Source organism: Mycolicibacterium sp. TUM20985 (assembly GCF_030295745.1).
Taxonomy (GTDB): domain Bacteria; phylum Actinomycetota; class Actinomycetes; order Mycobacteriales; family Mycobacteriaceae; genus Mycobacterium.
Map to the genome: position 1 here is coordinate 5,854,659 of NZ_AP027291.1, position 23,840 is coordinate 5,878,498.

Here is a 23,840-nt window from a genome sequence, read left to right on the forward strand (position 1 = left end):
ACCCGGGTACTGATACGTGCGCACCGCGTGGTGCCACGAATAGAACGAGGTTCAGCGTGGCCGACATCATCGATTTGATCTACGCCGACCACGACTGGCTTCGTCGCCAGTTCTTCCGGCTCGACGACGCCTCGGCTCCCGACGAGCTCGCGGCCATCTGGGATCAGTTGAGTGCCCGCCTCGACGCCCACGCGGACGCGGAGGAAACGGTGTTCTACCCGGCCCTGCTGAAGCACGGGGGTCGTGACGATCCGGGAAACCGCCAGGGGGACCCGAGGGACGAGACCGAAGACGCGATTACCGATCACAACGCCATTCGCGACGCCGTACGCGATTCCCGCCGACACGCACCCGGCAGCCCGGAGTGGTTCGAAGCCGTCTTCAAGGCCCGCGCCGAGAACGGTGAGCACCTCGAGGAGGAAGAACGCGAGGCGATGCCCGACTTCATCAAGAGCGCGTCACTGCAAATCCGCCACGAGTTGGGCATGAAGTGGCTTCAGTTCTACGCTCGGCACGACTCGACTGAGGGCATCGACAATTCGGACAAGGACGCCGACGCCTACCTCGACGAGCACGGCTGAGACGGGTGGCACGCGTGAGCGCGTGCACCGCACGTTCCTAGAACGACCCTGTAACGATCCGAGGTACGACGATGTCCGCTGCACCGGCCGCGGTCGGTTTCCGCTCCGAGCGGGGACCGGTGCTCATCTCGGTCATGCTCAGCACCGGACTGGTCGCCATCGATGCGACGGTCCTGGCGACCGCCATCCCGTCGATCGTCGGGGAGTTGGGTGGTTTCCATCAGTTCCCCTGGTTGTTCTCGGCATACCTGCTGGGCCAAGCCGTCACCACACCCGTCTACGCGAAGCTCTCCGACCTGTTCGGCCGCAAACCCATCCTGCTGCTCGGGATCGGCCTGTTCCTGGTGGGATCGATCCTGTGTGCCGCGGCGTGGAACATGCTGGCCCTGATCGTGTTTCGGGCAGTCCAGGGCCTGGGTGCCGGCGCGGTGCAACCTACGGCGATGACGATCGTCGGTGACATCTATACCGTGGCCGAACGTGCCAGGGTGCAGGGCTATCTGGCGAGCGTGTGGGCCGTATCGTCGGTCGTCGGGCCGATGCTGGGCGGCGTGTTCTCTCAGCTCGGGATTTGGCGGGGCGTATTCCTCGTCAACATCCCGCTCTGCGTGCTGGCGGCGTGGATGTTCCACCGGCACTTCCACGAAACCGTCACGCCGCGCCACAGCAAGGTCGACATCCTGGGCGCGGTGCTGCTCACCTCGTCGATGACCTCGCTCGTGCTCGCCGTCCTCGGCGGAGGTCAATCCTGGCCATGGACGTCGGCACAGAGCATCGGCGCGTTCACCGCCGGAGCCGTGCTGTTGGTGGCCTTCGTGGTTGCGGAGCGCCGGGCACCCGAGCCGATCCTGCCGCTGTGGGTGTTCTCCCGCCGACTGCTGTGTGCCACCACCGTCGTCGCGTTCGGTGTCGGCGCCATCCTCATGGGCCTGACCTCCTACGTGCCGACCTATCTCGAGGGCTCATTGAACACCACCCCCATCGTCGCCGGTCTTGCGTTGGCCGCGTTGACGATTGGCTGGCCGGCAACTGCAGCCGTGGCCGGCCGGTTCTATCTGCGATGGGGTTTCAAGCGCACCGCGTTCATCGGCGCCACGCTGGTCGTCGGCGGATCAGCGGTACTCGCCGCGGTGGCGAACAGACCCAATGTCGCCATCGTCGCCGTGGTCTGTTTCGTGATCGGCGCCGGTATGGGACTGCTGGCGATGCCGACGTTGATCGCGGCGCAGGCGAGCGTCGACTGGCACGAACGCGGCGTGGTCACGGGCACCAACATGTTCGCGCGCTCGCTGGGTAGTGCTCTCGGTGTGGCGATCTTCGGGGCGATCGCGAACTCGATCTTCGGCTCTGGCGACATCCACTCGATCGGTCCGGCGGCCATCCGGTCGGGGTCGGCGGCAGTGTTCGCAGCAGTGCTGGTCGTTGCCGTCGCCACCTCCGTCGCAGTGCTCGCGATGCCCCGCACCCCCGTGTCAGATCACGCTGCGCCCGTGCGGGAGTGAGCGGTCACGTCACCGGGTGACCTGCGTGCGAACCGTTCGAGTTGCGCCGCCGCGCTTGCCGAATTGCTTACTAACTTATAAGTTAGCGTGCCATGAGCACTCCAACCAAGACAGCCGTCGACGATCTCGCCTCGGTCCACGCATTCACCCGCGATTGGGCGACCGCCTGGAACAGTCGTGACGGTGCAGCGGTCGCCGCACTGTGCGCCGGGGATCTGGTGTATGACGAACCCGCACTTGGCGATACGGTCCACGGCCGTCAGCCCATCGAGGACTTCGTCAACCACCTGGCAGGGGCCTTCCCCGACTACGCGTTCTCGCTACAGGGCCTCTATGCCGAGGTGAGCCGACCCGCGGTACTGGTCGCGTGGGAGTTCACCGGAATCCTCGCGGGAACCGAGTGCACGGTTCGATTCCACGGGGATGACCGTCTCGAGTTCGACGACGATGGGCAGATTAGCGCGTACCGGTGCCTGTACGACAACGACCTCGTCAACAAGCAGATTGCGGCGGCTCGCCAGCAGTGACGTCCGCCCCAGCACGGCGCACGGGTCGCAAGCCGGCCTCCACCCGACGAGCCGAGATCATCGACGCGGCGGCGGTTCAGTTTGCACTGAGCGGCCTGGCGGGCACCAGCCTTGAATCCATCGCGGCGCGCGTAGAGGTCTCGCACCCGCGCATCGTGCAGATGTTCGGCTCCAAACGCGCCTTGTTCCTCGACGTCCTGGCAGCCGCCTACGAGCAGATCGGCGTGGAATTCACCCGGGCCGCAGCAGTTTCGACAGATGGTGTCGTCCCTCTGCTCGACCTCGGTCAGGCGTACCGTCGCCTCCTGGTTCGCGATGGCAACATCGCCCTAGTGATCCTCCAGGGGTACGCCGCCGCAGGTGACGAGACGGTTAGGAGTGCCGCGGCGCGCCACCACGGCGATCTCGAGAAGAGGATCGCGACCATCAGCGGTGCAAATGACTTCGACGTACGCACATTCATCGCCACCGGACTCGTCGTCACCGTCTCGACTGCCCTGGGGCTGCGCAGCCGCAGGAAGGACGACGCCTGGGCGGCAACTCTTCTGAATCCGGCCGACTGATCCAGTCCTCGTGCGAGGAAGGTGGCTGCGTCATCCTTCCTCGATCGACCGCGCATAGAGTGGTTCAGTCCTTCGCACCGAGGACTGACAGGGGCTGGCATGGGTTCGTTGGATGGCAAGGTCGCCATCGTCACCGGCACCAGCCGTGGCGTCGGAGACGGGATCGCCGAGGAGTTGTTGCGAGCGGGCGCCACCGTCGTCGGCTGTTCGCGGTCACCGCTCGACGAGCTACCCGCGGTGACCCGGGTCCCCGGTGGCCGCGAGAGGTCCGCGCAGTGGGTGTGCGACCAGGGTGACTACCACGCCATCGATGCCTTCGTGCGCCGCGTCGCCGATGAGTATGGCCGCATCGACATCCTGGTCAACAACGCCGGTGGCACCGTCCCGAGCCCCAGTGTCGACGCCGTTCCCGAACTGGTGCAACGCATTCAGGGAAGCCCGCGCAGCGACGGCGACTTCGAGCGCAGCGTGCTGTTTCACGCCTTCGCCATTCAGATGAACCTCGTCAGCCCGTTGTGGTTCGCCATCCGGGCCGCACCCGAGATGCGCCGTGGCGGTGGGGGCTCGATCATCAACATCTCCAGCGGGGCAGGACATCCGGCAGGATCGCCGACACTGGTGTCCTATGGCGCAGCGAAGTCCGGTCTCAACCATCTGACGCGGTCACTCGCCCAGGAGTGGGGGCCTCGGATTCGCGTGAACTGTCTCGCCCTGGGGCCCACCATGACCGAGAACTTCCGTGACTTCGTGCTGCCATCCGATGACAAGGACGGGAGCGAGTACTTCACGAAGGTGCCCCTCAAACGCGCGGGCGGCGCCGACGAGGTCGGCCGGACCGTGGTCTTCCTGTGCAGCGGGCAAGCTGATTACGTCAACGGGACGACCATCGAGATCGACGGGGGCATGCTCCCGGGCGTCCTCTACGACGCCGGGCTGAAGACGATCACCGATCTGATGTGACGACACCGGGAGTTTCGCTGATGCTCAGAGTGATTCAGTTCTCGACGGGTAACGTCGGCCAGCACGCGTTGCGCCACATCATCGAGCACCCCGCCCTCGAACTGGTCGGCGTGTACGCCAGCAGCCCGGCCAAGGTCGGCCGCGACGCAGCAGATCTCTGCGGTCTGGATCAGCCCACCGGGATCACCGCCACCGACGACCTCGAGGCCTTGGCGGCACTGCACGCCGACTGCGTCGTGTACACCTCCCAGGGCGAAACGCGCGCGACCGAGGCGCTGGCGGAGCTCACCGGGTTCCTGCGCAGCGGCACGAACGTGGTGGCGACGTCACTCGTCTGGCTGGTCAATCCCGCATCAGCCGACCCGTGGCTGCGCGAGCCACTGGAGGCCGCCTGCCACGAGGGGGGGACCACCATGTACGTCAACGGCATCGACCCGGGGTTCTCCGGAGACATGCTGCCGTTCGCTGCGCTGAGCCTGTGCCAGTCCGCGACGTCGGTGACGGTCCAGGAAGTCTTCGACTACGGCACCTACGACGACGCCGAGTTCACCGGCCTCAGTTTCGGATTCGGCTTCACACCCGAGCAGGATCCGCCACTGATGTTCCTCCCCGGGGTACTGCGCTCGATCTGGGGCGGACCCGTGCAGCACCTGGCCGAATGCCTCGGTATCGAGCTCGACGAGATCCGCGAGCGCCATGAAACCTGGGTGACGCCGGAGCCGATCGACTGCGCCATGGTGCACGTCGACCCAGGTCACATCGCAGCGGTGCGGTTCGCCGTCGAGGGCATCAAGGACCAGACGCCCGTCATCGTCATGGAACACGTGAACCGCCTTACCGCGGCCGCGGCTCCCGGTTGGCCCTATCCACCAGAAGGCCGGGGTGGTGTGCACCGCGTCGTCGTGACCGGCAGACCGGGTGTCGAGATCAACACCCACGTGGGGTCGGGTGACATCGATCAGAACGAAGGCGGTGTCATCGCCACCGCGGCGAAGGCGGTCAACTCCGTCGCCGCGGTGTGCGCGGCACCACCCGGGATGATCTCGCTGCGCGATCTACCGATCGCACAAGTCCACGGCCTGATGAGGTGACGGCGGGGCCGAAGTGAGGGTGCGTCGTCGTCCAGTGACCTAGGGGGTCGACCGTCACGGGCTGGTGAATCGTTCGACGAGCAGTCGCACGCGCTCCAAGTCGAGGCCGGACCGTAGTCGGCCGCCGCGGCCGAGGGTGACCATGCCGTGCAGTGCACTGAAGAACACCTCGGTCAGCGAATCGGCGTCCGGGTCCTCGGCGGCGAGGGCGACCGCTTGGCGCATCTCGGCGAAGGCAGCGTTCAACTCCGGTGCCGTGTCCTGGTTGGCGAAGAGCAAAGTGGTTGCGCGGCTGAACATCACGTCGTAAACCGCCGGATTGTCGCGGGCGAATTCGAGATAGGCGTGCGCAATTCGGATCAGGGCGGCCTCGGCCGCGTCGGCATCCGAGCGGGCAGCCCGAATGACCTCGGCCAGTTCACCGAACCCGTCGATGGCGATGGCTTCGGCGATCTGTTCCATTCCGGTGAAGTGCTTGTACAACACGGGCTGGCTGTATTCGATCTCCGCGGCCAACCGGCGGGTGGTGACCGCGTCCCAGCCTTCGGCCTCGGCCAAGGTGCGGGCAGTGGAGATGATCAGGCGTCGCCGGGCGGACCGCTCCCGCTCGCGCCGATCCTCGATGGCCATGCCAGCACGATATCACCGCTAGTCGTACTAGCACCGCTATTGACGAGCCGACTTTCGGGGGTTAGCGTTGCTAGCACTTACTGGCACGACGAGGGAGCACCACATGGTCCTGGAGAACATCGCCCGCGTTACCGCGCTTATCGCAGTGCTCGCAACTGCGGTCGTCTATGGCACCGATGTCTTCTGCGCGATGGTGCTGCGGCCGGCCCTGGCTCGCGTCGACGACGCCGCGGTCGTGGCGGTCATGGGACACGTGCACCGCTACGGAGATCGCCGCATGCCAGTGCCTGGAGTGCTGGGGGTCCTCGGCGCCGCGTTGAGTACGGCACTCGCCGCCATGGCGCTGCAGTGGACGCAGGCTTTCGCTGCCGGCACCGCGCTGGTCCTGCTGGTGATCTGGCTGGTGCTCTACACCCGGGTGAGTGCACCCATCAATAGGCAGATGACGGCCGCCACCGACGCCAGCAGGGCGCTACCGAATAGCCGCGCCCTGCAGGCCAAGTGGGACTCCGTCATCAACACCCGCGCCGTGCTGCAAGGCCTGGCAGTGGCGGGCCTGTGCGTGGTGCTGATGACCTGACCCGCCACCTGACGACCTTCGATGCGTTCGGAGTCACCACTCACGGCGTCTGGACCGGAACGAGCCGCCAACGCGACCCGCCTAGTCGCGCTGGTCGGCTACCCCTCGGGCGCCGACCCCGAACACCTCACGCGCGAGATCATGGCCAGCCCGGAGTTCGCCGCCGACATGGCCGGTTTCGACCTCGACGACATCGTGGACGTCCAGACGACACTGCTCGACGCGACATCGTTCTCACCGCTTCACCAATCGACCCAGGAGGGTTCGACATGACCGTCACCACCACGATCGGCTACGTACTCGCCGGACTGCTCGCCGCGGGCATCATCTTCATCGGGATCCGCTTCCTCGTCGCCCCGCGCGTCGCCGCCGCCGGCTACGGCGTGCTCTCCGAACTCGACCAGTCATCCGCACGTGCCTACACGAGCGTCAAGGGCGTCCGCGACATCGCTACGGGGCTGTTCGTCATCATCCTGATGCTCGCGGGTGCGACGCGCCTCCTCGGATGCGTGATGTTGGCCGCGACCATCATTCCGATCGCTGACGCACTGATCGTGCTGCGCAGTGGTGGCCCCAGGTCGATTGCCTGGGGAGTGCACGGCGCCACCGCCGCCGTCATGCTCATCACCACCGCCCTGCTGCTGGTCGCCTGAACCAATTGCACCCGCCGCGGTACCACCCGATGCGGCGCGGAATAGGACCCGGCTCCACCGACGTTGCCCTCAGCCAAGGGCCGCAAACACCACGGAGGCGAACCATGCAGATTGGAATCATCGGGGCTGGGCAGATCGGGGGAACGTTGACGCGACGGCTCCGTGAACTCGGACATGACGTGAAGGTGTCGAACTCCCGCGCTCCCGAGACCCTCGCGGACCTCGCCACCGAGACTGGCGCGACGGCCGTATGGGCCAAGGACGCCGCAGCCGATGCCGACCTCGTCATCGTGAGTATTCCGCAGAAGAACGTTCCCGACCTCGCCGACGGAATCGTCGATGCGCGCAAGGCGGGCGCACCGGTCATCGAGACGAACAACTACTACCCGCAACAACGCGACGGTGAGATCGCGGCGATCGAGGACGGCCAGCCCGAGAGTGCGTGGGTCGCCGAACAGATCGGTGCACCGGTGTACAAGGTGTTCAACGGGATCTGGTGGAAGCACCTCCTCGAAGGAGGGAAGCCCAGCGGCACGTCGAAGCGCATCGCACTGCCGGTCGCCGGCGAGGACGGAGCGGGCCGGGCACTGGTGCACGACATCGTCGACCAACTCGGCTTCGAGCCCGTCGATGCCGGCCCGATCTCCGAATCGTGGCGCCAGCAACCGGGTACGCCGGTGTACGGCAAGGACTTCGACTCGGACGTGACGCGCAAGGCACTCGCGGAGGCGACGCGCGAGCGTACTGCCGAGTGGAGCGCCCGCACGGCGTGACGCGCGTCCCGCGGTCCCCATCAGGCGCAGACGCGCGCTGGCTCAGCTCGATTCGAGTCGCGTGATCACGCCTCGGTCGCCGTCCACCCTGACCCGGTCGCCGGTCTTGAGCACCTGGGTGGCCACCAACGTGTTGACGACACAGGGAAGGCCGTACTCCCGCGCGACGACCGCGCCGTGGGACACCGAGCTACCGATGTCGGTGACCAGTGCGGCGATGACCGTGAAGTACGGCGTCCAGCCCACATCGGTGACGGGTGCGACGAGGATCTCTCCGCGCCGAACCTGGCGCGCATCCTGAATCGATTTCGCCACGCGGACAGTACCTTCCACGATCCCCCGGCTCGCCGGCCGTCCGACGATCTGGTCGTCGGCGACGATGCCCGAAGTTCGAGCGAGGACGGGTGTGGGTCGTCCGACCGAGACGTCGTCGAACTCCAGTGACTGTTGGAACGCCAGCGCATCACGACGCTTGAGCGCGCGCTGCACGAGGTCGCTGACCTCATCGGGGTCGGCGATGTCGGCCACCACCCGGGGCAATTCGGAGCGATCGAAGAAGAAGACCAGGTCGGGATCGGGAAGGTGACCGGAGTCGGCCAGCACCTCGCCGAGGTGTCGGTACCCGAGCTTGAGGCGGTGCGCCATCAGGGCCATCTTCGACTTGGTCTCCTCACGTCCGCGGGCCCCGCCCTGAGCCAGGCGGGCAAGCAGCCTGACCGTGCGTGACGTGGGTTCGGCGACGGCGTTGCAGGTGGGACCCACCCCGACGGTTTCGCGGGTCGACTGCACCATCACCTGCATCATCGACCCGAGCCCCTCGGCGTCCTCGGCCCACGCGGGGTCGCGCATGCACAGCTCCCGGTAACCGCGGTGGCCGTGTCGAATCAGGAACCGTCGCAGCGCTACCCCGCCAGGGCCGTCCGAGTTCCGTAATCGGTCGAGGGCATCGGCGGGCGCCGCGGCGAGGAACTGCTCGGCGGCATCGTCGGCGGCGATCTCCCGCACCACCGCATGCAGTTCGGCGACCATCATCGCGCTCTCGACGTCATCGGCACCTGCCATCAGGCGGGCGGCCTCGGACTGACCCTCGCTCTCATCGCGACCGTCCTTGACCGCTTTGCGCACGAGGTAGCTCTCGAGCACGTTCGCACCGACCGCTGCCCGTGACGAGGACCGGACGTGGACCAGCGTGACGTGGCAGTACAGCTCGACGCCTGACTCCAGTTGCCGTAGGACGTCTTTGGCGTCGCGACCGGTGGGGATGGCGAAGGCGGTGATCTGGTCGCCGAGCCGCCGGATCGCGGGCCCGGCGGACAGCGCGTGGGACGTGAGCCGAATCGTGTTGACGAGCTTGGCGGGGAACGGTTTGGGCGGCTTGGCCTCGAGCTCATCGACCACCCGACCGCAGATGGACATGGAGAACTGCTCCAAGGAGTTTCCGAGGATTCCCGAACTCAGGCCCGTGCCCTCGGTCATGTTCAAGAACATGTGCCCGTAGAAGTAGCCCACCTGAAGCCATGGCTCGTCGTAGCGTTCCTGCGCCCGCGCCACCACCTGCGTCATCTGCATCGCATAGTCGATCGCGTGCCCGGACACCGATGCGGTGAGTGGACAGAAGGCCCCCGGCATCATCTCGCCGATGTTGCAGCGCGTGTAGACGTGCGCGGCGCCGGCCACGGGGGTGTCCATCTCGTTGAGGTCGCCGGGCAGCGTCGTGATCGGCCGGGCCTGGAGCCACCACAGCTGGCCGGTTCCATCGATCGCCCACTCCAGATCCATTGGTCTGCCCCAATGCTGCGCCGCGTCGAGCGCACCCGCGCGAATGCTGGCGACCTCCGCATCCAACAGGACGGGCACCTCGCCGACCTCGCGCACCACCTGGGTGCCGTCGGTGTCCAGCACGAGGTGGTCGGAGCTGGCCGATCCGTCGACGAGTGCTTCCCCCAGACCGGCGATGGCATCGATGACCAGGAGATCCCTGCGACCGGACGCCGGATCGGCGGTGAAGACCACTCCGGCCGCGCGGGCATCGACCATCCGTTGGACCACCACGTTCATCGCGACCGCACCCGGCTCGCCGTCATGGCTGCCGTAGGACGAGGCGCGCTCGGACCCGATGGAGTCGACACATCGTCGGACGGCCGCGGTGAAGCCCTCGAGCGAATCGACGCCGAGCACGGTGTCGTACTGTCCGGCGAACGACTGCTCGACTCCGTCCTCTCCGGTCGCCGACGAACGGACGGCCACGGGTGCCGTCCCCGTTGCCCGCAGTTGGGTGAAGCGTTCCGTCACGGCGTCCGGAAGTGGGCCCGGTGAAGCCTGTCCGATGACGAAACCCGTGGGGACGGAGAGCCCTAGCCGCGTGAGTTCGGCCAGCCCGAGGGCCTTTCCACCGAACCGGTCGTCGAAGATGTCGTCGAACTCGATCGTCGTGATGGGCATTCGTCAGCCCAACGCGTCGATGATCTCGGCCAGCGGCTCCACGGCGATGGGCCCGGGTTGGTAGAGACAGATTCGGTCCGAGACGCCGTCGACGCGGTCTCGGATGTGCGCGGCCACCTCGGCCGGGGTCCCACAGGCCGCGATCGTGTGGAGCATCTCGTCGTCGATCAGCGTCGACATGTCCTGCCACCGCCCCTGCTTGGACATGGCGTTCAGTTCGGGCTGTAGGTCACCCCAGCCGTGGACGTCCAGCACCGGGCGGTAGGCGGGGGTTGAACCGTAGAACGCCAACAACATCCGCGTCGACGTGTGGTCCTCGCCGACCGACACGATGATCTCCGGTACCACCGCGAAATCAGCAGCGTCTCGTCCAGCGATGGTCAGCCCCTTGCGAACGGCCGGCATGGTCTTCTCGTGCAGGAACCGCTTCGACCCGAACGGCATCACCAACAGCCCGTCGGCCACTTCGGCTGTGGCCCTGGTCATCTGTGGGCCGAGCGCACCTAGGTAGATCGGCGGTGGCCCGAACGGGTTGGGCCCCGGATTGAACGTCGGCGTCATCAGGGTGTGCCGGTAGAACTCACCGTGGAAGTCGAGTCGCTCGCCGTCGTTCCATGCCGCGAAGATCGCCCGGAGTGCACCGACCATCTCCTTGATCCGAGCCACCGGGCGGTCGAACTCGGCGCCGTAGCGCTTCTCGATCTGCGTCCGAATCTGCGTGCCCAGGCCGAGGATGAAACGCCCCTCGGATATCTCCTGCAGGTCATTTGCTTCGTGGGCCAGCTGGATGGGGTTGCGGGGGAATGCAATCGCCACATTGGTCATGAGGTCGAGGCCCTTGACCGTGGAGGCCAGTATCAGTGGGGTGAAGACCTCACGGGGGCCCTCGAAGGTGAAGACACCCGATGCCCCGGCTTCACGCAGAAGCGCTGCCCGCTGCACCGCGTCCGTCGGGCCGAACAGTGCCGTCATGACCTTCATGGCGTCGCCTGTGCCAGGACGTCGGTCCAGTCGGCGAACCCCGACGGGTGGTGCGGGCCGATTACGGCGTGCTCGAACAAGCCCACGCCTTTCCGTGTACTGCCGTCGGCCTCGGTGCAGACGGCGCGGCCGACGTGGTCGATCAAGCTGAAGGGCGCTCGCGCCAGGACTTCGGGGTCGGTCATGTCGTAGGAGACGCGTTCGGCGAACGGCCCGTCCCGCCACGTGCCGTGCGCCCAGGACGAATCGCCGCCGTATCCGGAACCAAAGGCGATGGGAGTGAACAACTTCGACTCGACGTCGAGTTGGAGTCGCTCTCCGGACCGGGTCATCATCTCGACGTGCGCGCCGTGCGGGATTCGGGTGCCGGGTGTGTAGTGGATCGTCGCCCGCACGCCGTCGAGCTGTTCGACCCTGCCATCTCGCCAACGTCGGGTGCAGTCGTAGAGGCTGCGGTGGCCGTCCGGGTCCTCCTGAATGATCAGGAAGAGCTGGTAGTCGTCGAACGCCAGCGGTAGGTACAGCCACCACATTCCGCCGAACGCGGTGTCTGGCCGGCCAGCAGGCTCCGCCTCTCCGATGGGCCGGATGCCCCACGACCTGTCCCGACTGCCCACCGAGGTGGTCGTGTCGACGTTCAGGCGGTCACCGTCGACGTCGATCCACCCCTCCCATGTGCCCAGCTGAGCAAAACGGCACGCCTGCAACGTAACTCGCCGTTCCGAATGCATCTCGTGTGGATGCTCCAGGGCGGCGGAGAACAGGCCGCGCCACCTGAGGTCGGCCGAGATGCCCTCGGTGTCGGCGACGGTCAGATGCAATTCCTGCAGCGGTTCGACGACCTCGAGCCGGTAGCCGTTGACGTTCTGGTGGAGACGATCCCCGTCGATCGCGTCGCTGAAGCGGACGGCGGTCTGCGTGTCCCCGCGCCGGATGACCACGTAGGCGTCCTTCACGCCCAGCCGGGGGTAGTAACCGATACCCGTCAGCGCCATGAATTCGCCGTTGCGATCGAGCACGTTGAAGTACGAGCGATCGTAGAAGTTGCGATCCGAGGTGGCCGGGGCGCTGATGGGCACCGGCGCCTGGTGGATCGGGTACTCGTCGAGCGGACTCAGGTACACGCGGCTTCTCCAAGATTAGATACGATGCGAGTTATATTGAAATTATGAGAACAGATCGGCCGAGGGATGACAAGGGACCAAACCGGTCACCCCCGGGGCGACCGCGCGACGGCAAGATCGATGCCGCGATCGTGGAAGCTACCCGGGAGCTCCTGTTGGAGACGGGTTATCCCGCGCTCTCACTGTCCGCGATCGCGGCCCGCGCGGGGACCACGACGGCGGCGATCTACCGGCGCTGGTCGGGCAAGGCCCAACTCGTCCACGAGGCGATCCTCCCGGCCGAGGTAATGGCCATGCCGAGTGCCTCCGGGGACGTCGAGGGGGACATCCGGGCCTTGGTGGAGGCGACGCGCACGATGTTCGACCGCCCGGAAGTCCGGATCGCCCTACCGGCGTTGATCGCCGATACGGTCGCTGATCCCGATGTGCACAGCAGAATGACCTCTCGTTTCGCCGGCAGTCTCGCCACTTTTCGCACCAGGCTCGACCAGCCCGATGACGACGGCGACCTGCCCCTGCTCGCGGAGGTCGTCGTCGGCAGTGCGATCTTCCGCATCATCGTGCGGCACGATGCACCGTTGGACGCGGCATGGGTGGACGACCTGACCAAACTGGTCACTGCCGGCTGGTCCTCGATGTCGGGTGGTTCCTCGTCCCCGTCGTAGGACGTCGATTCAGGGCACCCGGGTGAGCAGAACGTCGACGGGGTGGGGCAGTATCCCGGGTCGGCCGGGCAGCGAGATGTCACGCAGGTAGTCGAGCAACCACTCGCGCGCGTCCGGTCCAAGCGCGCGCGAACGCGCGCCGATGAGGAAGTCCAGCACGGCCTCTCCACGCCCCAGCGGATCGTTGAGCGCGTCGCGGGCATCGAGGTGTCCGACGATGGTCTCGGTGCGTGTGGACAGGCCGCGCAGCTCGAGCTCCTCGTGAACGTCCTCGGCGAACCACGGCTTGAGTCCAGCCCATGGGCACAGCAGCTCGGTCAGCGCGCACAGCGGCTGCAGCGGCGCGATGGCGGCCAGCAGCAGACCGCCGGGTCTGACCATGCTCAATCCGTGGTCTAGCGCCGCCGACAGGTCCTCGACGTAGTACAGCGAGTGGACGAAGTGCACCAGATCGGCGGGATGGCCGGCGTCGTGGTCGGCGAAATCGCCGATGACGACGGTCGGCGTGAGCGTTAGCTCCTCCATCGCGTTCAGCTTGGCGGCGAACTGCGCCGCCGAAGGCGGATGCGGTTCCACCCCGGTGTAGCGCACCCGGCGTCCGTCCGCGGCGAGCGCTGCCGCCAGTGGCGCGTCGATGCTCCCGTCCCCGACTCCGACGCCGACCACCCGCAGCGGATCGCTCTCGCCGAGCATCGGTGGCAACGCGGTGGTGAGCCACGACTGGAGTCGCGGTCGCTGATCGCTAGCCGCCTCGTAGAGAGCGTGGGTATGTGCGTATCGCTCCGGCGACAGCGCCGGTAGTGCCGGCCGGTCGAGGATCTGCGCCCGTAGTCCATCGAGGGGCAGGGGCGGCCCCATGACTGTCATCGAGACCAGTCTTCACTGAAAACGGCGTCGAACGGCTCGATCGTCGGGGCCGACACCGTTAGGTAAGAAGTGGGTCCTCCGATCCATGGTTGGCTTGAGCGATGTCCCGACCAGATACCGCCCAGCGCAGCCTCGACCACTGGAGCGAGGCCGGCCGGTCGGAGATGCAAGCCTTCTATGCCCTGGCCACCGAGGACTACCGGCAACTCGTCGCTGCCCGAGATTGGGCCACCGATCTGCGCAAGCACGGCGTCGACGGCCGGGTCCGCCTGCTCGACGTGGCGTGCGGGAGCGGGAAGTTCCCCGCGGCACTGCTCGCTGCGGGCCTGCCCGAACACCCGGTCGTCGACGTCGACCTGCTCGACCCCTCGGCGTTCAGCATCGCCGAGGCGCGACAGGCCCTCGCGCCACCGTTCACCGCCGCGGGCGAGCACGAGGTGTTCCTGCAGGACTTCGCGGGCACGGGTTACGACGTCGCCTGGGCCACCCATGCGCTATACGCGCTGCCGCCCGCCGAATTGGCCGCCGGCGTGGCCAAGATGGTGGGAGCCCTTCGTCCCGGCGGGTTCGGGGCCGTCGCGCAGGCGTCGTCGCGTTCGCACTACCTGACCTTCTACGACGCGTACCGCGCCTCGTTCGCACCCGACGCCACGCCCTACACCGACGCGGAGGGGGTCGCCTCCGCCCTGCGCGCGGCCGACGCAGCGATCGAGGTCCAGGTAATCCACTACCGCACCGGGACGTCCGACCGCGCGGTCGCGGAGGGTTTCCTGCAGCGCTGCGCGTTCGACGACGCGGTGTCGCTGGATCGCATGGAGGCCAGCGAGGCGCTTGGTGCGTACCTGGCCGACTGCCGGGATCCCAACGGCGCCTACGAGTTCCAGCACGAGGCACACCTGATCACTTGGCAGCAGCCATGATTCGCAATCCCCACCTGTCCGAGACCACCGCTGCGGGCACGGCGTCCGACGTCGCCGTCGAATGGGATCGCGGCAACGACCAGTGGTGGGACTGGTACATGTCGCTGGCCGACGGACCCACGCCCGGTGGCCCGCTCGTCGACCCGCCGCCACACGATCCGGGTCCGCTACCGTCCGACGACGAGATGATGGCGCAACTCGCCGAGCCCTACCCGGTCACCGCGGCTCAGATCCGGCAGTTCGAATCCGACGCGTTCATCAAGTTGCCCGGTGTGCTGACTCCGGGCGCGGTGGAACGGCTGCGGGCCCGGTTGCGCGAATTGCTCGACGAGGCCGTCGATCCCACGGTCGGATTCCAGAGTCGCGAGATGATGTGGCTGGAGGACGACCTGGTTCGCGCCGCCGTGTTGTCACCCCGCATCGGCGGCATCGGTGCGGCCCTGCTCGACACCAGTCAGGTACGGCTATACCACGACAACGCATTGTCGAAGGAACCCGGCGCGGGGCGCACCCCATGGCATTACGACGCCCACCACTTTCCACTGGACTCGCCTGACGTGCTGACGGCGTGGATTCCGCTGCAGCCCACCCCTCGCGAGATGGGTCCGCTGGCGTTCGCCCGCGGTGCCGACGTCGGGAAGCTGGTCGCCGACCTCGAATTCGACAAGCACGGTACGTCCTACGATCGTGGTGTCTCCGAGACTCTTCGCAACCGACGGGTGCCGATCGAGGATGGGCCCTTCGCGGCAGGAGAAGTCAGCTTCCACGCCGCTAGCTGCTTCCACACGGCTGGGGCGAACCGCACCACCGCCGCGCGCGTCGTACTGGCCACGACGTACTTCGCCGACGGCACCCGGGTGGTGCCCAGCCCGACCATGATCAGCGGCGACTGGCGCAAGTTCATCCCCGGCGCCGAGCCGGGCCAGGTGGTGGCGAGTCCCCGGAACCCCCTGGTGGCGCGTCCTCGATCGGCCTCAGTCCAGGAGGCAAGCCACGAGGGCTTCCAGGTCGGCGTGCAGTCGTCGACGTGAGACGTCCTCGGTGCTGACGAGGTGGTCCACCAGATCTATCCGGGTGGCGGCGAGCAGGACGTAGGCGAACCATCGGGCGTTGCCGTGGTCGCCTACTTCGGTCACCAACTGCACCAGCAGTTGGTGCGTCGTGACATAGCCCGGTGACGTGTACAGCGTGGGTGCCCCGCCGGTCTGATCCTGCTCGATGGCGAGCGCCAGCCGGCGGTTGTCCAGCTTGAAGTCGACGATCGCCTCGAGCACCGCGGAGATGCGCGTCCGGGAATCCCCGTCGGGTCCCAGCGGCGGCGGGCCGGATTCGATTGCCGTGCGCAGATCGACCAGCCGGGCGTCGTAGACGGCACGTAAGAGGCTCGCGCGGTCCCCGAAGCGACGAAACAGAGTTCCCTTGCCAACGCCTGCCGCTCGGGCGACGTCATCCATCGACACGGCGTCGACATCGGCGGCGTCGTCGAACAGGCGGCCGGCGGCGGAGAGCACCGCTTGCCGGTTGCGCGCGGCATCGGCGCGTTCCGCCATGACGGCCTCCCTTGCCAAAACGGACCGCCGGTCCATATAGTCGGGGACCAAGCGGACTAGCGGTCCGAATATTAGCCGAAAGGAGAGCCACATGACCATTTCCCTCCCAGGAGACGTGTTCGTCGAAGCCACGGAGGCGATCCGGACAGGTGACGCCGACGGATGGCTGGCGAGGTGTCACGACGACGTCGTCCTCGAATTCCCCTACGCGCCCGCAGGACGACCGCAGCGGGTCGAGGGCAAGGCCGCCGCCGGTGAGTACCTGCGCGCCGTCCCCGCGCAGATCAGCTTCGAGCGCGTGACGAACCTCGTGGTGCATCAGACGGTCGATCCGAACACGGCGATCATCGAGTGGTCGGCGACCGGACGCGTCAAGGCCACGGGCGCCGCGTACGAGATGTCCTACGTCGTCGTGCTCACCGTGGTCGATGGGAAGATCGCGCACTACCGCGACTACTGGAACCCGCTGACCGTCCTCGACGCGATCGAGATGCCGTGACGGCCAGGTCATTTGCGGCGATTCTCGTCACCGGAGCCACCGGCAACACCGGCAAGCACATCTGCGCGGAACTCGCCGCGGCCGGTGCGGCGGTGGTCGCCGCCAGCAGGGGCGGCGAGGCACCGGCAGCGGGTAACGGTGCCCACTTCGACTGGTACGACCGCACCACGTGGCGTCCAGTCCTGGCCGGGGTCGACCGCGTCTACCTCATCGCTCCCTCCAACGACCCGTCACCCGAGTCGGTGATGCGACCATTCCTGGAACTGGCCCTGGAATCAGGAGTCGAACGCGTCGTGTTGCAAGGCAGTTCGCTCATCGAGTCGGGTGACCCCACCCTCGGCCGCGTCCACGCCCTCGTCGCCGAGACGTTCCCGGAATGGACGGTGTTGCGCCCGAGCTGGTTCATGCAGAACTTCTCCGGCCGACATCCGCATGCCGATTCGATCCGCGAACGAGCCGTCGTCACCACCGCGACCGACGGCGGCCGAGTAGGCTTCATCGACGTCCGCGACATCGCCCGGGTGGCCGCGCATGCTCTGACGTCCGAGGTGGCCTTGAATGCCGATCCGATCCTGACGGGTCCGGCGGCGCTGAGCTACGACGACGTGGCCGCGATCATCGGCCGGGCGTCCGGTCGCCCCGTCGCACACGTCGCCGTCGACCTCGAACGCATGCGGCAGCTCTACGCCGCGGACGGAATGCCTCCCGCCTACGCCGACATGCTGACCGGCCTAGACGCGTTGATCGCCACCGGCGCGGAGGACCGCGTGACCGACGAGGTACTGCGCTTGACCGGAACCGCACCGCGGTCCTTCGAGGAGTTCGCCGCGGAGACCCTGGGTCGTTGAGTCGGCAGGAGCGCTGGGTTCGAGACCGGTGAAACCCGTCGGCAGGGCACGATGGACACATGGACGTGCTAGTGGTCGGGGGCGGGCCTGCGGGTCTCGCGTTGGCCGGGGCGTGCGGGCGGCTCGGTCTGGCAACCGGGTTGGTGGACAAGGCCCCCGACCGCCCGTGGACGGCGACGTATGGGATGTGGAGCGACGAACTGCCGGCCGACCTGCCGGAGTCCGCGGTCGCGGCCCGCGCTGCCGGTCGCGCGATCGCGGTAACCGAGCACGAGTTGGGTTGGGAGTACGCCGTTCTCGACGTGCCTGCTCTGCGCGCACATCTAGCGGACGGGCTGACCGGCGTACGGGTCCACGCCGCGCGCGTCGTCGGGTCTCCGGAGTCCGGCGTCGTTGCCTTGGCCGATGGGTCGGACCTGCGTGCTTCGGTCATCATCGACGCCGGGGGCGGCGCTCGACCCTTGGACTCATCCGCGTCGCGCCGGGCGCCCGCGGCACAAACTGCTTACGGCTTGGTCATCGACGAAGCGGCTGCCGCGCCGTTCGTGGTCCCCGGCGACGCACTGTTCATGGATTGGCGTGCCGATCATGGCGAGCCGGGCTGGCCGACGTTCCTCTACGTCATCCCGCTCGGCGGTGGACAAGTGCTGGTGGAGGAGACGTCGCTGGCGCGCCGGCCGGGGCTGCCGTTGTCGACGCTGCGCCGTCGGCTCCACGCCCGGCTGGCCCGTCACGGCGTCCAGCCCCCGAAAGATGCTCGCAGCGAACGGGTTTCGTTCCGAGTGGACCACCCGCGACACCGCGGGTCCGGCGTGCTCGGGTTCGGTGCTGCCGCGCCACTGATCCATCCGGCGACCGGCTTCAGCCTGGCCGCTTCACTGCGACTCGCTCCGGAGGTGGCCGCCGCGCTGGCCGCACACCTACCGGATGGTCCCGGTAGGGCGCTGGCAGCGGCGCAGAAGACCGTGTGGCCGCTCGACGCGCAGGTGGTCCACCGCGTCCGGCGGATCGGCCTGGAGTCCCTGCTCCGGATGCCTCCGGCCGATGTCCCGGGCTTCTTCGAGCAATTCTTCGCGCTTCCGGACTCACACCGCTGGACCTATCTCACCGCGCGCGACGACGTCCGCGGCATCGTGGCAGCGATGAATTGCCTCTTCCGGACGTCGAGCGGTCGGTTGCGTCGGCACCTCGTCACCTCAGCCCTGCGTCCCGCGGTGGTGACCAAGGATGCGGGCGAGCTGAATTGATCGCGGCGCGAGCCGACTATTCGAAGATCTTGCCGGGGTTGAGGATTCTTGCAGGGTCGAGTGCATCCTTGATCGCACGATGGAGTCCCAGCACCGTCGGCGACAACTCGTGCACGAGACCGCCACGCTTGAGGAGGCCGATGCCATGCTCGCCGCTGATGGTGCCGCCGAGGGACAATGCGGCCTCGAGGATGCCGTCGAATGCGGCATGGATCCGGAGCCACAGGTCGGCGTCCTCGCCTGGCGGTCCGATGATCAAGGGGTGCAGGTTGCCGTCGCCGGCGTGCGCGATGTTGGCGATCTGCACGTCGTGCTGGGCCGCAAGTGCCTCGATGCGGGCCAGCATCTCCGGGACGTGCTCCTTGGGCACGCAGACGTCCTCCGTGATCACCGGTCCGAGTCGCTCCAGCGCCGGGTAGGCCAACCGGCGGGCCGCGAACAACGCGTCGGCCTCCTCGGCGTCAGTTGAGCGTTCGGCCCAGGATGCGCCGGTCGCGCGGAAGTGTTCGACGATGGCGTCGGCGAGCGCGGTACCGGTGGGCTCTGGATCGTCGACCCGCGCGAGCAGCAGCACGTCTCCTGCGGCCGCCAGCCCCATCTGTTTCCAATCATCCACGGCGCGTAGGCAATACCGGTCCATCAGCTCCAGTGCCGACGGGTTGATGCCCGCCGCACCTACCGCACGCACCGCGTTGCCGGCGGCCACCAGCGACGGGAAGAAGCCCGCCACCGTGGTGGGTGCGCTGGGCAGGCTGCGGAGTCGAACCGTGATCTCCGTGACGATGCCCAAGGTGCCCTCGGACCCGACGATCAGGCCGACCAGGTCGTAGCCGGCGACGCCCTTGGCGGTCCGGTGCCCGATTCGCACCACTTCCGCCGAACCGGTCACCATCTCGAGTTCGAGCACGTACTCACGGGTGACGCCGTACTTGACGCAACACAATCCGCCGGCGTTCGTGGCGACGTTGCCACCCAACGTCGACCATGGCGAACTCGCGGGATCGGGTGGGTACCACAACCCGTGCTCTGCCACCGCCGCTCGGAGGTCGTCGTTGACCACGCCCGGCTGAACCACCGCCAACCGTTCCAAGGGGTTGATGTCGAGGATCTTCGACATCGCCTCCAGCGACAGCACCACGCAGCCGTCGATCGCGTTCGCGCCACCGGACAACCCGGTGCCCGCTCCGCGCGCTACGACCGGGATGCGGTGACGCAGACAGATCTCGACCACCCGACGGACCTCTTCGGTGCTGCGGGCGCGCACGACGGCGGCTGGCTCGCCGGCGGGGGCCCCGGCCGCCTGATCGCGGCTCAGGCTTCGAGCCACGTCGGCGTCGACGATCAATCGTCCCTCGGGCAACGCGGCCCGAAGTTCGTCGACGACGGTCTCGGTTGTGGCAGTCACCAATTGCTGGGCCGGTGGCGTCATGCGGTGACCTCCAGTGCCTCGGGGCGCGTCTGTATGAAGGCTAGCCCCGTCGGGCTCAGCGCAGCAGGGTGCGGCCCGGCCGACCGCGGCCGCGCCGCAGCCCGTGGAGAGCCCCGCCGAACGACCGTGCGACCGCCGCGCCGACCAGCAACCCGACCGCGATGGCACAGACCACCGTCACCACCCCGAACGCATTCGCGCCACCACCGTCGGGGTTGGTGACCAGGGTGGTGCTGGAGAGCAGACCGAGGCTGCCGGGGACGAGCAACCAGAAGGCCGGCAGGAAGACCACCAACCGCGGCAGATTCGGACGCACGGCCTCGACGAGCGAAGAACCCAGTGTGGCGGCGACGGCACCGAGGAAGCTACCGAGCGCCGCGCCACCGACATGCTGGCCGAAACTCTGGGCAGCGAAGGCAAGGATCAAGACCGCGGTGATCCAGGGCAGCAGCCGCACCGGTGGACTCTCCAGGACACCGATCCCGATGCTGATCAGGATCAACCCCAATGGCGCGGCCCACCAGCCGAGGGTGTCGACTCGGAGATTGGTCAATTCAGCTGCCGGCACGGTGATTACGTGACTGGCCGCCACGATGCCCAGAGTGAACAGGAGCAACTGGACCAGCCCGAAGGTCAACCGCGAGGCTCCGGCCACCATGTCACCCGCGGCCAGCTCGGACATCGCCGTGACGATCAACGCGCCGGGCAACAGGACCGCCAACGGCGGCAGCAGGGTGCGCAGCGGTCCTTCGAGCAGATCGGCGTTGGCGGCTGCGAAGACCCCGCACGCCAGGAGGAATGCCGCGAGCGTCGGTAACAGCGTGGCGACCAGAACGAACCGCTGCCCCAGCCGGAAGAGAGCGACCACCACGACCGCCCCCACGGCGGCGAAGGCGACGTTGGCGCCGCCGGGCTGCAGGATCAGGGCGATTCCCGTGGCGATCGCGATCCAGCCGAGGTTGGCCACCCACTGCGGGTAGCGGGGTGGGCGATGCCGAAGCGCGAGCAAGCCCTCGGTGGCCTGGGCCACCGTGAGGGCAGACTGCGACAACCCATGGCGAATCGTTCGTACGTCGGCGGCCTGGTCGAGACGCAGTCCACCCTTGACCGACTCGAACGTCGCGGGGGCGCCGCTGGCCAGGTTCACGAAGACGCCGGTCGGCGACGCCGCGATCTGGACGTCGGGGTAGCCCAGCACGGTGCTCACCTCGGCCAGCTCGTCCTCCACGTCGCTGACCGGTTGTCCCGTGGCCACCATCGCGGCGCCGAGGTAGGCCAGGAGAACGCGGACGGCGTCGTCGTCTTCGGACACGGAGTCACTCTGCCAGGTCGGGGCACAGGCGCAGAGATGGGCTAGGCGATCGGCCTAGCGCATCGCCCGTCCCGCCGATCCCAACATCTGTGCCGCCTCGACAACCCTTGCGGCCATGGCATTCTCGGCCGGCTTGCCCCACGACCGCGGGTCGTAGGCCTTCTTGTCGCCGTAGCCGCCGTCGACCTTGAGCACCTGGTCGTACTTGCCGATCATGTGGCCGGCGATGGACCGGGTGAAGGCGTATTGGGTGTCGGTGTCGACGTTCATCTTGACGACGCCACTCGCGACGGCGGACGCGATGTCCTCTGCACTCGATCCCGATCCGCCGTGGAAGACGAGGTCGAACGGCTTGGCCATTCCCGTCTCGGCGCCGATGACGGTCTGGATCTCCTCGAGGATCTCGGGACGCAGATGCACCGAGTCCGGGTGGTAGACACCGTGCACGTTGCCGAAGGTCAGCGCCGTCAGATACCGACCGCGCTCCCCCGTCCCCAGTGCCTCGATGGTGGCGCGCGCATCTTCGACGGTGGAGTACAGCTGTTCGTTGATCTCATGGGACACGCCGTCCTCCTCGCCGCCGATCACGCCGACCTCGATCTCGAGGAGCGTGTTCGCCTCGAGTGACGACTCGAGCAATCCCGCGGCGATGCGCAGGTTCTCGTCGAGAGGTACCGCGGACCCGTCCCACATGTGTGACTGATACAGCGGGTCCAGGCCCCGCCCGCGCCGCTCGATCGAGTCGGCGATCAACGGCCTGACCCAGTCGTCGAGGTTCTCGGCGGGACAGTGATCGGTGTGCAGGGCGACGGTGACCGGGTAGTGCGAGGCCACTTCGTGGGCATAGAGTGCGAGCGCCTTCGACCCTGCGAAGCGGCTCTGAACCTTGTTGCCGGACAGATAGAGTGCCGTCCCCAGCGATACCTGGATGATGCCGTCACTGTCCGCTTCGGCGAACCCTTGCAGGGCGGCGTTGAGGGTCTGGGAGCTGGTGACGTTGATGGCCGGGTAGGCGAATCCGCTCTCCTTGGCGCGATCGAGCATCGCCACGTAGTGATCGGGGGTCGCCATCGGCATGGTGTGAACGTCCTATCGGTGCGTGTTACGTGCATCCGCACGAGTTACGGTGGTGGAACGTGGTCGGTACGTAGATCCGTTGCGGCGCTTCACCCTGTCCCCGGATTCGGCGCAGAAGTAGCTCGACCGCGGTGGCGCCGATCGTGTCGACGTCCTGCGCCGCGGCGGTGAGCTTGGGTTCGAACAGATCCGCCCATTCGAAGTCGTCGTAACAGACGAATGCCACGTCACCCGGGATCGACAACCCGAGCGCGTTGACGGCTTTGAGTGTGCCGATGGTCATGGAGTTGTTCAGGGACACCAACGCGGTGGGCCGGTTGGCCCCCGACATCAACGCGTGGACTTCGCGTTCCGCCACGTCGGTGCTGGAGTTGCCATCGAGGACGAGTGCGGGGTCGACGGCGACGTCGCGTCCTTCGAGCGCCGCGCAGTAGCCCTCGAATCGCTCAGTGGTGGATGAGATCCCGGCGAGGCCACGGACGACCGCGATCCGGCGATGGCCGAGGTCGAGTAGGTGCTCGGTCAACGACCGCGCCGACGAGACGTTCTCCGGGCCGACCTGGTCGCAGCCGACGTCGACACCGCGGTCGATCAGCACCAACGGCGTTGCGGAGTGGGCGATCTTGGGAAGCGTGACCCGCTCCGACCCGGCGGCAGGTGCCACGATCATCCCGTCGACCCGCCGGTCGAGAAGCGAGTCGGTGACGCGCTTCTCCGAGTCCACGTCGTCGTGGGAATCCCCGACGATGAGCACGTACCCGGCGTCCGACAGAGCCCGCTCCACGGCGTGGACCAGGTTTCCGAAGTAGGGGTTCGTCAACGCGGAGATCGAGAGTCCGACGGTGTGCGTACGCCCGGCCGCGAGTGATCGGGCGACGACGTTACGCCGGTACCCCGTCTTCTCGATGGCCGCCTCGACGCGTACGCGCGTGGCTTTTTCGACGTTGCGCGTGCCGTTGAGCACGTGCGAGACCGTGGACGCCGAGACGCCGGCAAGGCGCGCGACGTCGCCCATCGTG

26 protein-coding genes are annotated in these 23,840 nt (G+C 67.4%); 16 read left to right on the plus strand and 10 right to left on the minus strand.

Going from position 1 to position 23,840, the window contains the following annotated elements; genetic code table 11:
• Window positions 1–56 precede the first annotated feature (56 nt).
• From QUE68_RS28440 to QUE68_RS28465, 6 genes are all read left to right on the plus strand, one after another.
• Window positions 57–581 (plus strand): hemerythrin domain-containing protein, encoded by a 525-nt coding sequence (locus QUE68_RS28440; RefSeq protein WP_286274859.1) that lies wholly within the window; start codon window positions 57–59, stop codon window positions 579–581.
• A gap of 71 nt (window positions 582–652) precedes the next feature.
• Complete coding sequence (locus QUE68_RS28445; protein WP_286274860.1) at window positions 653–2,083, plus strand: MFS transporter; 1,431 nt, start codon at window positions 653–655, stop codon at window positions 2,081–2,083.
• A gap of 92 nt (window positions 2,084–2,175) precedes the next feature.
• Window positions 2,176–2,610 (plus strand): nuclear transport factor 2 family protein, encoded by a 435-nt coding sequence (locus QUE68_RS28450; RefSeq protein ID WP_286274861.1) that lies wholly within the window; start codon window positions 2,176–2,178, stop codon window positions 2,608–2,610.
• Window positions 2,607–3,173 (plus strand): TetR/AcrR family transcriptional regulator, encoded by a 567-nt coding sequence (locus tag QUE68_RS28455; RefSeq protein ID WP_286274862.1) that lies wholly within the window; start codon window positions 2,607–2,609, stop codon window positions 3,171–3,173. The genes QUE68_RS28450 and QUE68_RS28455 overlap by 4 nt, the downstream gene beginning before the upstream one ends.
• Before the next feature lie 99 nt (window positions 3,174–3,272).
• Entirely contained in the window at window positions 3,273–4,133 is an 861-nt protein-coding gene (locus QUE68_RS28460) for an SDR family NAD(P)-dependent oxidoreductase (protein ID WP_284234478.1), read from the plus strand.
• A 20-nt stretch (window positions 4,134–4,153) separates the two neighbouring features.
• On the plus strand, window positions 4,154–5,224 hold the full coding sequence (locus tag QUE68_RS28465) for an NAD(P)H-dependent amine dehydrogenase family protein (protein WP_284234480.1): 1,071 nt from the start codon (window positions 4,154–4,156) through the stop codon (window positions 5,222–5,224).
• Window positions 5,225–5,278: 54 nt separating this feature from the next.
• On the opposite strand, the gene QUE68_RS28470 is transcribed toward QUE68_RS28465, so the two are convergent.
• Entirely contained in the window at window positions 5,279–5,854 is a 576-nt protein-coding gene (locus QUE68_RS28470) for a TetR-like C-terminal domain-containing protein (RefSeq protein WP_284234482.1), read from the minus strand.
• Between the two features lie 103 nt (window positions 5,855–5,957).
• Here QUE68_RS28470 and QUE68_RS28475 point away from each other — a divergent pair, with 103 nt between their 5' ends.
• From QUE68_RS28475 to QUE68_RS28490, 4 genes are all read left to right on the plus strand, one after another.
• A complete protein-coding gene (locus QUE68_RS28475) occupies window positions 5,958–6,434 on the plus strand; it encodes a DUF1772 domain-containing protein (protein ID WP_284234483.1) in 477 nt (158 codons plus the stop codon).
• 21 nt (window positions 6,435–6,455) lie between these two features.
• Entirely contained in the window at window positions 6,456–6,707 is a 252-nt protein-coding gene (locus tag QUE68_RS28480; RefSeq protein ID WP_284234485.1) for a hypothetical protein, read from the plus strand.
• Entirely contained in the window at window positions 6,704–7,087 is a 384-nt protein-coding gene (locus tag QUE68_RS28485) for a DUF4267 domain-containing protein (protein WP_284234487.1), read from the plus strand. The genes QUE68_RS28480 and QUE68_RS28485 overlap by 4 nt, the downstream gene beginning before the upstream one ends.
• 104 nt (window positions 7,088–7,191) lie before the next feature.
• Entirely contained in the window at window positions 7,192–7,860 is a 669-nt protein-coding gene (locus tag QUE68_RS28490) for an NADPH-dependent F420 reductase (protein WP_286274864.1), read from the plus strand.
• Between the two features lie 42 nt (window positions 7,861–7,902).
• Here QUE68_RS28490 and QUE68_RS28495 read toward each other — a convergent pair whose 3' ends face one another.
• The 3 genes from QUE68_RS28495 to QUE68_RS28505 are packed head-to-tail and all read right to left on the minus strand — an operon-like array spanning window position 7,903 to window position 12,407.
• A complete protein-coding gene (locus QUE68_RS28495; RefSeq protein WP_284234489.1) occupies window positions 7,903–10,302 on the minus strand; it encodes a PEP/pyruvate-binding domain-containing protein in 2,400 nt (799 codons plus the stop codon).
• Window positions 10,303–10,305: 3 nt separating this feature from the next.
• Window positions 10,306–11,283, minus strand: a complete 978-nt coding sequence (locus tag QUE68_RS28500; RefSeq protein WP_284234490.1) for a TIGR03617 family F420-dependent LLM class oxidoreductase — start codon at window positions 11,281–11,283, stop codon at window positions 10,306–10,308.
• Complete coding sequence (locus tag QUE68_RS28505) at window positions 11,280–12,407, minus strand: hypothetical protein (RefSeq protein WP_284230308.1); 1,128 nt, start codon at window positions 12,405–12,407, stop codon at window positions 11,280–11,282. Before QUE68_RS28505 ends, QUE68_RS28500 begins: the two co-directional genes overlap by 4 nt.
• Window positions 12,408–12,451: 44 nt before the next feature.
• On the opposite strand from QUE68_RS28505, the gene QUE68_RS28510 reads away from it, so the two are divergent.
• The gene (locus tag QUE68_RS28510; protein WP_284234492.1) at window positions 12,452–13,072 is read left to right on the plus strand and encodes a TetR-like C-terminal domain-containing protein; all 621 of its coding nucleotides are present in this window, start codon (window positions 12,452–12,454) and stop codon (window positions 13,070–13,072) included.
• A gap of 9 nt (window positions 13,073–13,081) precedes the next feature.
• On the opposite strand, the gene QUE68_RS28515 is transcribed toward QUE68_RS28510, so the two are convergent.
• Window positions 13,082–13,939 (minus strand): methyltransferase, encoded by an 858-nt coding sequence (locus QUE68_RS28515; RefSeq protein ID WP_284234494.1) that lies wholly within the window; start codon window positions 13,937–13,939, stop codon window positions 13,082–13,084.
• Window positions 13,940–14,040: 101 nt separating this feature from the next.
• Here QUE68_RS28515 and QUE68_RS28520 point away from each other — a divergent pair, with 101 nt between their 5' ends.
• Window positions 14,041–14,859: a class I SAM-dependent methyltransferase gene (locus QUE68_RS28520; protein ID WP_284234496.1), complete on the plus strand. Its 819-nt coding sequence runs from the start codon at window positions 14,041–14,043 to the stop codon at window positions 14,857–14,859.
• Window positions 14,856–15,890: a phytanoyl-CoA dioxygenase family protein gene (locus QUE68_RS28525; RefSeq protein ID WP_284234498.1), complete on the plus strand. Its 1,035-nt coding sequence runs from the start codon at window positions 14,856–14,858 to the stop codon at window positions 15,888–15,890. Before QUE68_RS28520 ends, QUE68_RS28525 begins: the two co-directional genes overlap by 4 nt.
• Here QUE68_RS28525 and QUE68_RS28530 read toward each other — a convergent pair.
• Window positions 15,834–16,409, minus strand: coding sequence for a TetR/AcrR family transcriptional regulator (locus tag QUE68_RS28530; protein WP_284234501.1), 576 nt, complete (start codon window positions 16,407–16,409; stop codon window positions 15,834–15,836). The two genes, QUE68_RS28525 and QUE68_RS28530, sit on opposite strands and share 57 nt — an antisense overlap.
• Before the next feature lie 91 nt (window positions 16,410–16,500).
• On the opposite strand from QUE68_RS28530, the gene QUE68_RS28535 reads away from it, so the two are divergent.
• Genes QUE68_RS28535 through QUE68_RS28545 form a run of 3 tightly spaced genes read left to right on the plus strand, consistent with a single transcriptional unit; the run spans window position 16,501 to window position 19,003 of the window.
• The gene (locus QUE68_RS28535) at window positions 16,501–16,908 is read left to right on the plus strand and encodes a nuclear transport factor 2 family protein (protein WP_284234503.1); all 408 of its coding nucleotides are present in this window, start codon (window positions 16,501–16,503) and stop codon (window positions 16,906–16,908) included.
• Window positions 16,905–17,756, plus strand: a complete 852-nt coding sequence (locus QUE68_RS28540) for an NmrA family NAD(P)-binding protein (protein WP_284234505.1) — start codon at window positions 16,905–16,907, stop codon at window positions 17,754–17,756. Before QUE68_RS28535 ends, QUE68_RS28540 begins: the two co-directional genes overlap by 4 nt.
• Before the next feature lie 59 nt (window positions 17,757–17,815).
• On the plus strand, window positions 17,816–19,003 hold the full coding sequence (locus tag QUE68_RS28545) for a lycopene cyclase family protein (RefSeq protein ID WP_284234507.1): 1,188 nt from the start codon (window positions 17,816–17,818) through the stop codon (window positions 19,001–19,003).
• Window positions 19,004–19,019: 16 nt separating this feature from the next.
• Here the strand turns inward: QUE68_RS28545 and QUE68_RS28550 are convergent, their stop codons facing one another.
• The 4 genes from QUE68_RS28550 to QUE68_RS28565 are packed head-to-tail and all read right to left on the minus strand — an operon-like array spanning window position 19,020 to window position 23,836.
• Complete coding sequence (locus QUE68_RS28550) at window positions 19,020–20,432, minus strand: FAD-binding oxidoreductase (RefSeq protein ID WP_284234509.1); 1,413 nt, start codon at window positions 20,430–20,432, stop codon at window positions 19,020–19,022.
• A gap of 55 nt (window positions 20,433–20,487) precedes the next feature.
• On the minus strand, window positions 20,488–21,744 hold the full coding sequence (locus tag QUE68_RS28555) for a threonine/serine exporter family protein (protein ID WP_284234510.1): 1,257 nt from the start codon (window positions 21,742–21,744) through the stop codon (window positions 20,488–20,490).
• Window positions 21,745–21,798: 54 nt separating this feature from the next.
• Complete coding sequence (gene fbaA / locus QUE68_RS28560; protein ID WP_284234512.1) at window positions 21,799–22,821, minus strand: class II fructose-bisphosphate aldolase; 1,023 nt, start codon at window positions 22,819–22,821, stop codon at window positions 21,799–21,801.
• Window positions 22,822–22,846: 25 nt separating this feature from the next.
• The gene (locus tag QUE68_RS28565; protein WP_284234741.1) at window positions 22,847–23,836 is read right to left on the minus strand and encodes a LacI family DNA-binding transcriptional regulator; all 990 of its coding nucleotides are present in this window, start codon (window positions 23,834–23,836) and stop codon (window positions 22,847–22,849) included.
• Window positions 23,837–23,840: the final 4 nt, after the last annotated feature.